Source organism: Cellulomonas denverensis (assembly GCF_012396125.1).
GTDB classification, from domain to species: domain Bacteria; phylum Actinomycetota; class Actinomycetes; order Actinomycetales; family Cellulomonadaceae; genus Cellulomonas; species Cellulomonas denverensis.
This window is the reverse complement of record NZ_JAAXOX010000003.1, coordinates 35,023-49,337: the sequence shown is the minus strand read 5'-3', so window position 1 is coordinate 49,337 and position 14,315 is coordinate 35,023. Positions and strand designations below refer to the sequence as shown.

9 protein-coding genes and 1 pseudogene are annotated in these 14,315 nt (G+C 69.8%); 3 read left to right on the top strand and 7 right to left on the bottom strand.

From position 1 onward, the window contains the following. Positions 1-95 precede the first annotated feature (95 nt). Positions 96-1,052 carry a GlxA family transcriptional regulator gene (locus HGA03_RS07010; RefSeq protein ID WP_168629551.1) on the bottom strand — a complete coding sequence of 319 codons (957 nt, stop codon included), beginning with the start codon at positions 1,050-1,052 and terminating at the stop codon, positions 96-98. Positions 1,053-1,495: 443 nt separating this feature from the next. Here HGA03_RS07010 and HGA03_RS07005 point away from each other — a divergent pair. Both HGA03_RS07005 and HGA03_RS07000 read left to right on the top strand, forming a co-directional pair. Further along, a pseudogene (locus HGA03_RS07005) lies at positions 1,496-1,819 on the top strand (hypothetical protein); the annotation flags it as partial. Positions 1,820-1,893: 74 nt separating this feature from the next. After that, positions 1,894-2,226 carry a hypothetical protein gene (locus HGA03_RS07000; protein WP_168629550.1) on the top strand — a complete coding sequence of 111 codons (333 nt, stop codon included), beginning with the start codon at positions 1,894-1,896 and terminating at the stop codon, positions 2,224-2,226. Here HGA03_RS07000 and HGA03_RS06995 read toward each other — a convergent pair. The 6 genes from HGA03_RS06995 to HGA03_RS06970 form a co-directional block, all read right to left on the bottom strand. After that, a complete protein-coding gene (locus HGA03_RS06995; RefSeq protein WP_203767789.1) occupies positions 2,155-2,856 on the bottom strand; it encodes an HNH endonuclease in 702 nt (233 codons plus the stop codon). The two genes, HGA03_RS07000 and HGA03_RS06995, sit on opposite strands and share 72 nt — an antisense overlap. A gap of 511 nt (positions 2,857-3,367) precedes the next feature. Next, the gene (locus tag HGA03_RS06990; protein WP_168629549.1) at positions 3,368-8,839 is read right to left on the bottom strand and encodes a DEAD/DEAH box helicase; all 5,472 of its coding nucleotides are present in this window, start codon (positions 8,837-8,839) and stop codon (positions 3,368-3,370) included. A gap of 28 nt (positions 8,840-8,867) precedes the next feature. Next, on the bottom strand, positions 8,868-9,797 hold the full coding sequence (locus HGA03_RS06985; protein WP_168629548.1) for a hypothetical protein: 930 nt from the start codon (positions 9,795-9,797) through the stop codon (positions 8,868-8,870). Beyond that, positions 9,794-11,860, bottom strand: a complete 2,067-nt coding sequence (locus HGA03_RS06980; protein WP_168629547.1) for a hypothetical protein — start codon at positions 11,858-11,860, stop codon at positions 9,794-9,796. Before HGA03_RS06980 ends, HGA03_RS06985 begins: the two co-directional genes overlap by 4 nt. A 602-nt stretch (positions 11,861-12,462) precedes the next feature. Then, a complete protein-coding gene (locus HGA03_RS06975; protein WP_168629546.1) occupies positions 12,463-13,152 on the bottom strand; it encodes a hypothetical protein in 690 nt (229 codons plus the stop codon). Continuing rightward, entirely contained in the window at positions 13,118-13,693 is a 576-nt protein-coding gene (locus HGA03_RS06970; protein ID WP_168629545.1) for a helix-turn-helix domain-containing protein, read from the bottom strand. The genes HGA03_RS06975 and HGA03_RS06970 overlap by 35 nt, the downstream gene beginning before the upstream one ends. Between HGA03_RS06970 and HGA03_RS06965 the strand changes: the two genes are divergently transcribed. Beyond that, on the top strand, positions 13,692-14,051 hold the full coding sequence (locus HGA03_RS06965; RefSeq protein ID WP_168629544.1) for a DUF898 family protein: 360 nt from the start codon (positions 13,692-13,694) through the stop codon (positions 14,049-14,051). The two genes, HGA03_RS06970 and HGA03_RS06965, sit on opposite strands and share 2 nt — an antisense overlap. Positions 14,052-14,315: the final 264 nt, after the last annotated feature.

The window sequence follows — 14,315 nt, the reverse complement described above, 5'->3', positions numbered from 1 at the left end:
CACCAGCCTGGGCGGCTGGCCCCGGCGCTGACAGCGGCGCGCGCGCCACGGTCCGCACGGATCCCGCCAGCCCGGCCCGGTGGTGATCCGCGGGGCTACTCGCCCCGCGCGAACGTCCGCCGGTACTCGCTTGGCGTCGTGCCCAGCACCCGCTGGAAGTGCCGGCGCAGGTTCGCTCCCGTCCCCAGGCCGACGTCGACCGCCACCTGCTCGACCGACCGCTGGGAGCGCTCCAGCAGCTCTCGGGCCACGTCGACCCGCGCCCGCAGCACCCACTCCATCGGGGTGTACCCGGAGTCCTCGACGAATCGCCGGGAGAACGTGCGCGGCGACACCGCGGCGTGGCGGGCGAGGGCGTCGAGGGTCAGCGGGTCGCCGAGCCGGCGCAGCGCCCACTCCCGGGTCGCCGCGAACCGCTCGCCGAGCGGCTCCGGGACGCTGCTCGGCACGTACTGCGCCTGGCCGCCCGAGCGGTACGGCGCGGCGACGAGCCGGCGTGCGGCGTGGTTCGACGGCGCCACGCCGAGCTCGCGGCGGATGAGGTGCAGGCACAGGTCGATCCCGGACGCGGCGCCCGCGGACGTGAGCACCTGGCCCTCGTCGACGAACAGCACGTTCTCGTCGACCGTGACGCGCGGGTACCGGGCCGCGAAGGCGCGGGTGTAGTGCCAGTGCGTCGTCGCCCGCCGCCCGTCGAGCAACCCCGTCGCGGCCAGGGCGAACGCGCCGGTCGAGATCGCGGCGAGGTCGGCACCCCGCGCGTGCGCGCCCAGCATCGCCGCCACGACCGTGGGCGGCGGGTCCTCCCGGTCCGGGTGCCGGTAGCCCGGGATGAACACCACGTCGGCCCACGCCAGCGCCTCGAGCCCATCCGCGACGTGGTACGACAGGCCGTCGCCGCCGCGCACCAGCCCGGGCGCGGGACCGCAGACCCGGACCTCGTACGGCATGCTCGGCCGGTTGGTGAACACCTGCGCCGGGATGCCGACGTCCAACGGCTTGGCACCCTCGAGCACGAGCACAGCGACATGGCGGAGGCGGGTGGCGGCCACGGCGCCAGCGTAGAGCCAGCCCCCGTGCCCCCGCAGTCCGAGACCGCTACCAAACCGGCGAAGCGGCGCGCGGCGTTGACGAGATGGTCGGTCCCGAACGGCCGCATCGCGCGCGTGAAGTGTGCGAGGAGTAGCCCCAGACACTACTCTCGACGGGCGGAATTTGGGCGCGATGGACGTGCTGCGGGCGATCGCGTGCGCCCCGTCGCACACCGTGCGCCCCGCGGATCTCGCGCCGTTCTGCACCAACCCCCGGGCTGCAGCGCAGGACTTGGAGCGCCGCGGCCGGTTGCACCGTCTCGCGTACGGCTGCTACTGCGCCGTGCCGCTCGACGCCGATCCGGCAACCTGGCGGCCCTCGCTCGAAGCGGCGGCGATCGCGGTCGCCCGCACGCCGACCGAGACGGCAGAGCCGGTGCTCACGGGGCTGAGCCGCCCGCGCGCACGGCGCGCTCCCCCGGGCGCTCGCGACGGCTTGGGTCGCGGTGACCGGCGCCCGCCGACCCGGACGGCTGGCCGACAGGGACGCCCAGGTGCGGTTCGTGCGGCGCCCGCTCGCTGCCCTGGACGCCGAGCGGGTGCTCCTCGACCTGGGTGCCGTCCTGGTCACCACACCGGAGCAGACACTGCTGGACCTCGCCCGGCCCGCCGCCGGGGACGCGGTCCAGGCGCTCTGGCCGCGGGCCGACCGAGACGTCCTAGCAGCCCTCGCACGCCGGACGCGGGCGGGGGCCGTGCACGACCGGTTGTGGCGGTGGATGGGGTGACGCTCGAACTGAAGCACCTTGCCTGAGCCATGCCGGTGAACCTAGTGGAGATGCCGGTAGACCAGGTCCGCGCAATGACGAACTGGATGGCACCAGCCAACGACCCGGGCGCGGCCGTCGGCGTCGTCATCGAGGGGCACGAGGCCTCCGCCGCATGCCGGCACTCGTCGCCGACGCGCAGATCCTTCCTCCGCGTGCGGCGTCTGGCGTCGGCGGCCCCGCGCGTGCATGAGCCTGCGCAGCGCCATCTCTGGGTCGGTGTCGCGGCTGCGCTGGAGCTGCTTCGCGAGCGGACCCTCGGCGTCGACGCCCAGGATCCGCTCGCGCCGGCGCCGTCAGCCGACGGCGTCCGCGAGCCGGTCACGGATCTCGTCACGTTCGACCGCGGGCAACTGGAACACCAGTGACGCCGCGATCTCGGCCGGCGTTGCGTCGCGACGCCCCTTTGCGAGCCACGACAGCACTCTGACCTTGTCGCGGTTGTTCAGGTCAACCACACGGTCCCATACCTGCTCCTTCGACAGCCGTGCGCTCGTGAAGTGCTTGACGGTCTCGTTGCACCGCGCGCATTCGGTCACGAGGTCCGAGGCCGTCGCCGACGAGCCGTGCTTGTGCGGGCTGACGTGGCCGAGCGTGAGGCGGGCCGTGGTTGCTGGGTCGTCGGCGTAGGGCTCCCCAGCAAGGACCCCACACCGCACGCACCTGTGCGAGTCCCGCTCGAGAACCTGCTGACGGACCCGAGCGGGGATCACCCTGAGGCCGGCCGCCCGGTGCTCGGGCTGCCACACCGGCAGCCCGATCCTGTTGAGAAGCAGTTCGTCAGGCTCCAGGCCGAGCCGGTCACGATAGGTGAGGATCTCCCACCCGGCGGGCCGCAGGTCGCGCATGCGGCGGTCGATCTGCTCGACGCCCGGCATGGCATCACGCAGTTGCTGCTTGCGGAACGTGCCGCCCTCGCCGACTTCGCTCGCCAGCCACAGAGCCACCCGTACGCGGGTGCCGAGTGTGCCGTCCCGCCAATCGGGAACGTTGTCCATCTGTGCCTCCATGAGTCAGAGTTCGCTGATGGACACACCTTACCTGCCGCCACTCGCCGCGGCAAGTAGCGGCATCGCCCGCGTGTGATGCGTCGCGTGCCACGTCACCGGGGATGACAAGCGGCGGATCACGCGGACGGCGCGGAGGTGGCACCCGACCGCCACGATCCCGCGCAGCATCTCCGGCTCGAGGTGGGTGAGCCAGGCCGGGCCGTCGGGTGTCATTAGCCGCACTGCCATGGCGCCGTTCTCTGCCACTTCGACTCGCAGGACCTCGCCCTCTACCGAGTCCGGCTCAACAGACGCTCCAGATGAGGCTCCGGGCGCCGCCACAGCCCGAGCTCCACCCATGCGGCCACCGCCGCGTGCGCTGCTGAGCCCGCGCTCGTGACGGGCCCAGCAGGGGGCGCAACAGGCGCCGCGGACGGCACGGCGGACGCGCCGCACCGAGCCAGCCTCCAAGCCGACGACGGAGCGAGCCATCCGCAGGGTGCCTCCATAGCGCGTCGTTCTACCTCTCGACCTCCTCGCACATCTCCAGGACCCGGCGAGGGTCGCGGTCGAGCGTGAACGTGTCGACAAAGACAACACCGTCAAGGTCGCCGAGGTTCGCTTCTGCGAACACTTGGGCATCCCGCATCCTCTGCGAGATCAGCGTCGTCTCTGACGCCTCGAGGGGATGCTTGGCAACGATGGCGATGCTGCCGTACTTCGGGTGGTTGAGATGCGCCATCGCAGCCGGGGCACCCTCGACGATCTGCGCCCCGAACGACTCGGACCAGGACGCGATCGCCTTTCTCTCAGCATCGGTATCGACCGCCAGCGGCCCGCCCTCAAGCAAGCGGTAGAGGTCCCGCGCCAGCCGCCAGTCCAGCAGGGCGTGGTACGCCATGTTCCCGTAGTCCCGCAGGCACCGGTAGCACGACGCTGTGCACTCCTGGGCGTGGCCCTCCTCCTCCAGGTCCCTCAGGAGCTTGGCAATAGCCTCCTGGTACTCGGCGAGGCCCGCTGTGCCGAGGTGGGTGCAGAAACCCGCACCGTTCTCGAGGGTGTCTGCGATGAACGCGAAGATCGCTGGCTGGTCGTCGACACGCCCGGAGTAGATGCCTGCGGTGAGCTCCAAGGGCTGGATGTCAAGCCACGACGCTGCCGCTGTCCGGAGCAGGAAGGCCAAGCTGTACCACGCACCTCGGCGGCCCTCGCCAGACTCCCGCGCGCCCGACGGTTGACGAGCCCCAGCCGCTAGGTTGAGACGGATGCCCTCCGTCGCCCGCACGGGCTGGTCGGGTCCCCAGAACAGGAAGTCCGTTGGCTGGACCGCGCCGAGTGCAACCTCGAAGGGTTCGCCTACCGGGTCCTTGCCGTAAACGAGGTCACGCTTGACAGCGTCAGTCGAGATGAAGCCACCCCAGTCTGGCTCGTCGTGAGGCGTTCCGACGAAGCCGAAGAGCTTTCCGCCGTTGTCGTTGATGACGTAGCGGCGGCCCGGCCCGGCGTGCACGACACCGGCCCCCGTCGGCTGCTTGCTCAGTGCTGTCAGATCGGTGTGCGCTCGAGCCGCCATGGCGCGGGCAGTCCAGGAGAAGTTGCCATCGAAGTCGCGGACCTTCGAGCTTGCACGGAAGCCCAGCGGCTCGCGCAGCGGCATCGACCTGAAGCTGTCGGGCCCCGCCCCGCAGCGAGGGCATGCCTCTTGCTCTTCGCTGGCCTCCGCCTCAGCGTCGTGCAGGTAGGAGCAGGCCCGGCAGACAGCGACGGCGCGCGACGCACCGAGGGGGTCGGCGGCGGCGCGAGGCCGCGGCCGTCTTGGCTCGAACGCGGAGACACCGACCACGGTATAGACGCGGCCGTCCTTGACGATCTCGCTCATCGGGGCGAACTGCGTGACCGCCATCGGGAGGTCTCGGTCGATGGTGGCAGCAGGTGGCCAGGGATAGGCCCTGACGGGGCGCCGGAGGTGCAGGTACCTCACGCTGCTAGGGAAACCGAACATGGGAAGTAGCCCCACCTCAGCGAGCCGCTGGCTGAGGTCCTCGTGGACTCCCGTGGTAACCGCCTCGTCGACCTGCGGCACAAGGGCGCCGCACAGCTCCTCGGCGATGTGCACGGCTTCACCCTCGAACGGAGTGCTTCGCGCCAGAGCGACTGCACCGGCCCGAACCTCCTCCCTGTGGCCGTCCAGCCAACGTGTGAGATGCGGCCGCAGCACTTGCCACTGAGAGGTCTTGCCGAACGCGCCGTGGACGTTCGCTGTCGCCGTGAAGTCGACGTCAGGATCAGAGTCGAGGTGGGCACTGAGGGACCGCATGGCGGTGTGCAGGACGTAGCTGCGGAGTGCTCTGTCGAAGATCTCGCGCTGCTTCAGGGCGAGGTACGGCTTCGGCGTGGGCTCGTTCGTGATCTTCTCGGGCCTGCTGAAGTAATACTCGTCGTGGCTGCGGCCGCGGCAGACGGTGAGCGCGACGGCGACAGGTGCGTTCCTCCGGCCGGCGCGCCCGACACGCTGCTGGTAGTTGAAGCGCGTGGGCGGCATGTTGCCCAGCACGACGACCGACAGCGAGCCGATGTCGACTCCAGCCTCCATCGTCGTCGTGACCGAGAGCAGGTCGATGCCGTCCGGGAGCTCCTGTTCCCGCTTGTCGAGGAACACACCCTGGAACCGGCTCTGGCGCGACTGGGCGTCGACCCGGTCCGTCTGGCCGGACAGCTCCGCGCAGTGGAGCCGGAACCGCCCGTCCCCGCTGATGGCCTTCCACGCGTAGTAGTCGTCCTGCCTGTCGATCGGCGCAGCATCGGCAGGTAGCGGCGTCCCACATCTGGTGCACAGCCCGCAGCCCCGCGCGAGGTGCGTCCGCTTGCATTTGGGGCAGGCCCACCCTTCTTGCCCACCGCGCCGCAGGATCACCTTGGCCGGGTCGATGAGGTAGTCGGTGATCGCACCGCCCGCCTGGGCGAGGACGAGATCCCGCATCGAGGCCTGGTCGGGCCCTCCCTCGCGCTCGACCGCGGCCCACAGCGACCGGAGACGAGCGGTCGGGTCCTGCCTGCCGTCCCGGAGCCCGAAGAACCGCCGCTGGTCGGCGAGCACGCGCAGCGCTGCCCGCACGTGCGCGAGAGGGCTCGACGGATCAATGTCAGGTCTGGCCGTGTCGCCTTGGAGCGTGAGCCAGCCGAGCCCGAGCGACTCGAAGTCGCGACCCGCACCGGAGAACAGCCCGTCGAGCAGCTCCTTGATCAGGGACTGCTGGATGTCCTGGAGCAGCGTCCTCTGCGCCGGCGTCAGCCCGCCGCGCTCGGCGGGTGGCGTGGCGTCCCAGTCGTAGCAGGACGTCCACGGGCGTGGGGCCTTTTCCCTTGTCTGCTGCAGACCAGCGTGCGGACCGCCGGGGTTCATGCCCAGAGCGAGCAGGTCGCTCGTCAGCGCACTCGAGATCTCAGCGATGCTTGGCTGAGAGCTCAGGCGCAGCTCGAGGCGGGCCAGGAGCTCGTCCGTCGCACCTGGCTGGCCGCCCCAGTAGTCCCGGAGCTCCGACCATGTGGCGGGGTCTCTCTCCCTTAGCCGCGCGATTGCCTCCCAGGATGCGTCCGTCCTGGCGCCATCCATCACGTTGCCTCTGGCCAGCCGCACGTCCTCGGAGGGGTCCCCTGCCGCTGTGAGCCGCTGGACGAGGAGCAGCCGCAGCAGGTCCTGGTAGTGACGCAGCCCCAGGCCTGAGGACAGCTTTGCTGCGTCCTGGCGGCTGTCGGTGAAGACGATCACCTTGCGATCATCCTCGGCGAGGTCTCCAGCGAGCTCGGTGATGAGCACCTGGTTGATCTTCTCGAAACCGGTACGCATCGCACGGATCGGGGAACGCTTCCGCAGGGGATCTGTCACAGGAAGCATCCCGTTGCGCTCGTGGCTGAACTTGATCTCCCAGTCGTCCCCGCACGAGGGGCACTGCGTGGGGAACGGGCTGAGCTCGTGAGCGGCCGGCCCGTCCTTGGAGCCAGGGGCGACGGTCACGTGGAAGCTCCAGCCTGTGGCCTCGGCCTCGGTGTTGCGCAAACCACCGGTGCCGGGCTTGAGCTCCGACTTCCTGAACGCGAACTCGGCGGTCTTCTTGGTGCCCCATACCGCCTTGTCCAGACGATCGAGGGTGGGCCGCCGGTCTGGCCAGTAGACGACGTAGTTCGCGGCGGTCCTCTCGAGTGAGACCTGGTCGGGGAGCTTTGCTAGCTCTGGGACGTCGGCGAGGAGTGTTGTGTCTACCGCGCTCCTCTGCGTGGCACCCTCCGGCGCGAAGCCCCCGAGGAACACATCACCGCAGTTCTGGCAGTAAAGCAGCTCGAGCACGCGGCTGCCGCAGCCGCAGCGGCTGACCGGCTCGGCGTAGAGCCAGCCGACTCCTCGCCCTTCGCGGTGGTCAGAGGGGACTCTGCCGCACTCGGGATTGGAGCACGCCCAGACACCTGGGACGTTGCGGAAGAACATGTGTACCCGGAGCCGCGGGTCACCGGGTTCCGGGTCAGCTGCGAGTCCTTCAAGGATGCGCGCCACAGCCTGCTCCCCCTCGTCTGATGAGGCTTCAGGGAACAGCTGCTGGGCAAGGTCGCCCACAGTCTTGGAGGCGCCGGTGCCGCCGCCCTCGTGCAGGGCGGTCCTGATGGCGGACATGAGCCCCGTGCTCCGCGCCAGGGCGGCGGCCGCAGGTGCGTCGGGGGCGTCGAGGATCTGCGCCGGCGGCACCGCGCTCGCCGCCGCGGGGAGCGACGGCACAAGGTGTCCTCGCACGAACTCAAACTTGCTTGGCTCGACATCAAAGAAGCTCGCCAGGTAGCGCTGGTCGCGAGCGGGGTCCAGAGAGGCGGATGCCGCGAGAACGCGGAACTGTTCGGGCCGGTCGCCGAGCCCTAGCCGGTGACGAAGCTGCCGCAGGAGGTAGGCCACCTCGGTGCCTGCGGTGCCGCGATACATGTGCAGTTCGTCAACGACGAGTGTGAACCGGTTCGCCGGGTTCTCATCCAGCCACGCCTTTGTGGAGTCGAAGAAGAGATCGTCCCTCTCCCGGAGAAGCATGACGTTGAGCATTGAGTAGTTGGTGATGAGGACGTCCGGCGGCGCTGCAGACATGTCCCAGCGGGACCGCATCTCAGCGCCGTCGAGCCGCGGCACGAAGTACTGGGTATCCGGGTCCGCACCGGGGGCCAGAGCAAGCTCCCTCGCACGGTTCGACCTTGTTTCGGTCTCCCTGAGGTAGTGGCGCAGATCCTTGACGGCGAGGCCATTGCCCGGCGCGCCCGTGACAGGCGTCGACCCGGTATAGCGCCCGAAGTAGAACCGGTGCCCCCGGCGGTGGGTGTCGAGCCAGCTACGGGCAGCATCACTGTCGAGCGCACGCCGTAGGCGGATGAGCTGGTCATCGACCAGCGCGTTCATCGGGTACAAGATCAGCGTCCGCACGGCCTGAGGCCGGCCGTGCTCGCCATCCCGCTGCGCGGCGAAGGGCTCGGCGTCACTCCGCCACCAAGGTGATGGCTGATGCGGCGCGGGCGCGCCCCGCCACGCCCTGGACTCCTCGAGCAGAGTCGACAGCACAGGGAGCAGGAACGACTCTGTCTTGCCCGACCCGGTGCCCGCCGTGATCACCATGTGCCGGCCGTTGGCGACCCCGGCCGCGAGCGCTTCCTCCTGGTGGCGGTACAGGGTGGTCCCAGGTGGGAAGAGCCCGCACTGCGCAAACTCGTCGAGCTCCGGCGAGGCACCCGAGGCGCTGACGGACTCGCCGAGAGTACGGGCAGCCGTGACGTACTCCGGGCGGAGCTCGATGTGCGGGCTGCGGAACACACCGCCGTCACGGTCGAGGAGCATGCGGCGCTCTTCCTCCAGCTGGCGGTTCGCGAGCCCGAAGGGCGTGTTGTAATACTTGAAGTACGCCTCGCGAAGCCTGTTGAACGTGCCGAGGGGGTTGAGCCGACGCTCTCCTCCGCTGGTGCTGTCCATCAATCCCCATCCCCTTGCTTCACGCCAGTCACAGCATGACCAGCTTCTGCATCAGTGTGTCGGCCACCAGGTGGGCCACCTTGACCGGAACGTTGCCGTAGATCGTTGTTTGACCGGCCTGCCCGAACCGGGGCACCTTGCCGCTGCAGAGCACTAGCGCGCGCGCCTGGAGCAGCGGGAGCGGTGCCCCCCAGTCGACGAAGAGGCTCCCGGACTCCGGGTAGCCGGCGGCGTCGGGCCGATAGCGGAGGGTGGTCTCCCCCCAGCGGGCGAGCTCAAGGTAGACGCCTTCCGCACGGCCACAGTGATGCCAGGCACCGTCGCGCATGAGCAGGTAGGCGTGCCGACCCAGCACCTCCATCCGGTACAAGCCGTCTCGGGCACGGCCTCCGGCGGGGATGGCTTCCGGCCTGAAGTAGGGGCGACTCAGGCCCTCGAATCGCTCCAGGGTGGTGCTGGACCAGGGGGGTGGCGCGGCGGCGGCCCCATGGACGACTCTCGGCACCCGCGCGGCCAGCCTCACCGCGGCGCACCCACCGAATGCTGCTCCGATGCGCACGGCCTCGGCCGCGAGCGAGTCGTACGAGTCGTAGCTCACCAGGACGGTTGTCGGCAGCGGTAAGTCGTCGCCAGAGGGCTCCTGCACAAGATGCTCGATCCACAAGCTGCTCCCCTCCAATCGGTCGAGCAGCGCCGCGCGGCGGGAACCGACTAACGCAGCTCGCCCGTCGGAGCAGGGGAGCACAGCCAGCGCGGGTGGGGCGATGGACCATCGGTCTGCCTGCCAGTCGACCTCGCAATGGCCGAGAGTCGACATGTCCCGAACCCAGCGCGCGGCGGCCTGCGCGCTGTGGTCTGCGTCGCTGGTACGGGCCATCCACTGGACGCGCCGCCGGAGGTCCCTGACGGACCCAGAGCCGGTCGCCGACATCCAGGAGAGCAGCCGGTCGCCGATCACGCGTCGACCCCCGCTGCCTGCAGGTACATCCACCACAGTGTGTCGTGCTCGGGTCCGTTACCGACGAGGCGGCGCCAGGATTCGCGGTCGGTGGTGGACAGCGAGGACGCTGAGAAGGCCGGTGCCTCTTCAGCCAGCTTGTGCACCCGCCAGCGCGCACCCCGGCGCTCGACGAGCCAGACCGCCGATGGCGGGGCGAGAAGCTCGAAACGGGGGGACGGTGGGACATGGCCGTCCAGGAAGGCGGGGCACCCGGGCTCGCTGACGTGCTGCCAGCGCCCGTCGCGGTGGATCATCGCCGTCTCGTCCTGCCTGCGCTGAGGAAAGACGGGGCGGAGGATGTCAACGCCCGCGACGACAGCGCCACGTGCGAGCGTATCGGCAGTCGCTGTCGAGAGGCTGCCATTCGCATCCCAGCCCAGCCCTTCTGCGGCGATTGCCTCCTCCGGCGCGGGGTCATCTTTCACCAGATGAAAGGTCAGGGTCTGGCCCTCGACCTGCACGGTATGGGGGCCAGGTTCAAGCCCGCGGACACGGCAGAGAGGGATTGGGAATCCCGTGGCCCGGAACTGCTGGGTGGCACCATCCAGAGTCACCGTGACGCGGCGTGATTCAGGGCCCGACGGCAGCAGCAGATCTGGTGCGCCGCCAATGAGGTAGCAGTTGCTGCTCATCTCACGGGCGACACGAAGGCCGTTGACGAGTCGTGCGCGGACGGTGTCATCAGGCCTCAGGCCGGTTGTGGCGAGCGAGGGGAACTTCTGGACGACGGCGTCCAGTCGGGTGTCACGCGAGAACCGGACCCTGCGATAGATGACGTAGCCGGTCATCAGCGGCGACTCCGGGCGCTGCCGCAACTCGCGCCACCCAGGCTCTGCGGCCGTCTCCAGTGCCTCGCGAAAGGCCGAGGAGACGTCTGCAGACGCGGCGACGATGTGCTCTTCGTACGGCGACATGGAGTCTCGCGAGAGCCAGGCACCGAGCGCAGGATCCTCGGCGAAAAACACCAGTCCCGCGCGTCGCGCGACCACCGTCGCCCCATCACTCCGCAGCTCGAACCCAGATCTGCAGAGAGGCCCGCTGCTGCCCGGGAGGCCTCCCAGTGTGGCGTACGTCTCTCCTTCTCTCCTTGAGACTTGCACCTCGACTTGGCGCCCGCCAACGGTTCCCTTGACGGTGCCACCTGTCGCGGCCACGGCCTCGACGACCCACCATGCGGACCACCTATCCGGATCGATCGCGAGCCGTGCAGTGACCTGGCTGCGCCCTTCCGGGCCGAGCACGCGGCCGTCCCATGAGTGCATGAGGCCGAGCACGATCGGGAGGACTAGGGCCTTGACCTCGTCATCGCGGATCGCACGGACGAAGGGATCGCTAAATCCGCGGGGGCGGCTTGCCCAGAGACGCAGGGTCGCCAGGAGCGAATCACCGGGGATGTCGCGCTGAGCGCCCAGGGCCAGCTTGGAGAAGAAGTGCGTGAGCACGGCTCGGTCGGACTTGCGGACAAGCGCTTGTGACAGCGGGTACCCGATGATCGTGAGGCTCGGGTGCTCGCGGATCGTCGACTCGCCGTGCTCGGGATGCCTGCGGAGATACTCATGCAGGTCCCGCCACATCCCGGCCACGCTGCCGAAACGCCTCTGCACCTGATAGCGGATCTCTTCGACGCTGCCCGGTGCGCCAGCTGCCGCTAGGAGCTCGCTTAGCCGGATGTAGTAGTTGCTCCTGGAGTAGGGGCCGCTGCCGTGCATCCGGGTCGCCGCCAGCACAGAGAGAGCGAGAAGCGGCAGCACGGGAGGTAGCCCCTCGCAACCGTGCTTCTTCCACTTCTCGTATCGTTCGGTGGTGCCTGGGAAGTAGTCGCTGCTGGACGGTATCCCCGCAACGCGGCGGACCGCGCGTGTGAGATCTGCCGCGGCGTCTTCCAGGTCCGGCGCCATTCGTGCGAGCTCGTCTCCATCGACGGCGAGCACGCACGGCTTGCCGGGCTGGGCGAAGTACGCGCGGCGAAGAGCTTCGTCCCACCAGCGGAAGCGACCTTCGACTTCGGGGGTTGAGTGCATGGTGCGTCCGACCGTAGCGCGCCGGTCCGACAACGCTGGCCGAATGGGTGACACGGCCCGGCCCGGTCGGACTCGGCCGGACTCGAGAGCTGCAGCCGTACTTGTCAGCGTCCATGCCTGGGCCCGGCCGAAACTCGCAGTCGTGCCAGGTCAGCAACGAGTGGTCTCCGTTCCACTCGCGGCGCACCTGCCGCCCCGAGACGAGATCGAGCCTTCTCCCGCACGTCGCCTCGCATCGCGGCTGCCGGTTCCGGGCCGCCTCTTCGCAGAGCGAACGCGTGCGCAGGTGGGCGCCTGCGACGGCCGAGCTCGCATGCGCCTCGACAGAGTTTGGCTAGCTATGCGCGCTTCTCGATGCTGGGGAGGCTGAGGTTGACCGGCGCGTCCCGCACATGACCTCCGGCACCTTTGGCCCTGCCGCTGCGGCAGGACGAGCAGCGGAGGAGCGAACTGCCTACGGCGGGAACGATCCGTCGCCAGCGCGCGGAGTACTGGTCCGCGAGGGCGGATGGGCCACGCATACCGCGCAGGCGGTGGCCGAGGAATGAGCAGGGTGCGCAACACGCTCTGGCACGCTACGTATGTGCGACGCGCCCCCCGGGCTACGCCCGCGCGGCTAGGTTCCGAGCGCGCTGAAGTACGGGCTCGACCCAGCTCTCGACGACCCTCTCTTCAGCGCAGTGGACGGCCACGTGGCCCTCCGGCTCGGCGGCGGGCAGCTCGCCATCGGTGGCGGTGGCGTCCCGCAGCTCCTCGGTCGGCCAGATCGGCAGCGCCTCGACGGCCTGGGCGACCCCGGCCAGTTCGAGGGCCTGCACCAGGCACCCGCGCGTCGTCTCCTCAAGGTCATCCCAGCGCACACCCCCGGAGTCCGGGATGGTTCGGGCGATCTCGGTCATGAGGGCCCCGCCGGCGTCAGCGAGCAGGCGCAAGCCTTCCGCCTGCTGTGCGGACCACTGCCAGGACTTCTCGAGCTCGGCACGCGTCTGCGCATGCGCGCGCTCCGCCCTCTCCAGCGCGACGGATTGCTCCCGGGCTTGCGCGACAGCGCGGACAGTATGCATGAGCACAGCGCCGCTCATTTCCAGCACTCGCGGCGCCACGTCGACGGCGCGAAGCAGGTTCTGCCCGCCAGCCGCGCCGAACCCGCCGTTCGCCTTGGCCCCCAGGCCGAGGCGGGCATGGACCGCGTTGACCTGGGCGACCCCGTGCAGTTCGGAGATCGCCCCTTGCCGGTCGACGCATGGGCGTGCCTCCTCACGGTCGCGTAGACCGCGGACTCGCGAGATCACCGAGCGCGCCCGCACCCGGCCCCAGGCCGAAGGTGGTGGCGCTCATGACGAGCGTGCTGCTGGTCCTCTGGATCTGGACGTCGATCTGCCCAGCGACCCGCGGCGCGCACAGGCGCGAGACCATCGCCGGTTCGCGAAGTCCGGAGATTCGGGGGATCAGCGCGACCAACGGCTCGACCAGCAGGCCATAAGCGCCTCCGGCAGCAGCTGAGAGCGCGTCGACGTGCTCCACTGCGCGTTCCTCCAGCTCGGCGGCGTCGGCTGCTAGCTCGCGGAGGCACCGGGCGTTCGCGTCCCCCTCGCACGCGGTGAGGACTGCTAGCACGTAGTCGTTGGGCGGGACGTCCCCTCGATCGGAGGCATCCTTCGCCACGGCCAGTGCAACCCGAGCGTCGAGGTCCTCGGGTCTGATGTGCGGCGCGGCGCATAGGCCCGCGAGCCGCTCCGGCGTCGGCTCTGCCAGGCCACGCTCAACCTTCGCCAGCGCGATGCGGCCGCCGCGGCCGTAGCCGACCTTCTCAGCAAGTTCGGTCCGCGTCATGCCTGCCTCGCTGCGCAGCTTGCGGAGGATCCTCCCGCAGCCCTCGCGGCTCTTCGACGTGCTCATCGTCAGGGGCCTTCAAGCCAGATGTAGTTCTGCGCACTACATCTGGTGGCGCGTCCAGGACTACATCCCTTGGGTGGTTGCGAGATCCGCAGACCCCGACGGCCAGCCGTTGGTCTTCACCGGCACTGCCACGGGCCTCTTCGGCCTGTGGATCAAGTGGTTCCTGCTGTCGGTGATCACCCTGGGGATCTACCTGCTGTGGGTCGGCCCGCGCATCGAGGCCTGGAAGTGGGAGAACACCACGTTCGCGGCCGCCCCGGTTGGTGCCGGCGTTCCCGGCGTCGCTCGCTGACCTCCGGCTCAACCGCCCAGTTGCCCGGCCTTCTCCACTGGCGGCCGGGCAGCTGCATGCCCGCTCGGACCGTGCGCGCCGCCAGGCCCGGCCGCCGGCCGTCAGCCGAGGTCCTGCGCACCCGTTGTCGTCGCCGTCGGACCGCAGCGCAAGATCGGACGTGCTTCACGGCCGCGTCGTCGAGCACGCCGACCTCAGGGCCGCTCGCTACTGTCCTGATGTCTGTCACGGCTGGCTCCCCGGCCTCGTCGACAGGTCGAGGCG

Bases quoted from the DNA above. Each gene is read 5' to 3' on its own strand.
- HGA03_RS07000 (WP_168629550.1), top strand. From the start codon at position 1,894: ATGACGAACTGGATGGCACCAGCCAACGACCCGGGCGCGGCCGTCGGC.
- HGA03_RS06965 (WP_168629544.1), top strand. From the start codon at position 13,692: ATGCCTGCCTCGCTGCGCAGCTTGCGGAGGATCCTCCCGCAGCCCTCG.
- HGA03_RS06970 (WP_168629545.1), bottom strand. From the start codon at position 13,693: ATGACGCGGACCGAACTTGCTGAGAAGGTCGGCTACGGCCGCGGCGGC.
- HGA03_RS06995 (WP_203767789.1), bottom strand. From the start codon at position 2,856: ATGGACAACGTTCCCGATTGGCGGGACGGCACACTCGGCACCCGCGTA.
- HGA03_RS06980 (WP_168629547.1), bottom strand. From the start codon at position 11,860: ATGCACTCAACCCCCGAAGTCGAAGGTCGCTTCCGCTGGTGGGACGAA.
- HGA03_RS06990 (WP_168629549.1), bottom strand. From the start codon at position 8,839: ATGGACAGCACCAGCGGAGGAGAGCGTCGGCTCAACCCCCTCGGCACG.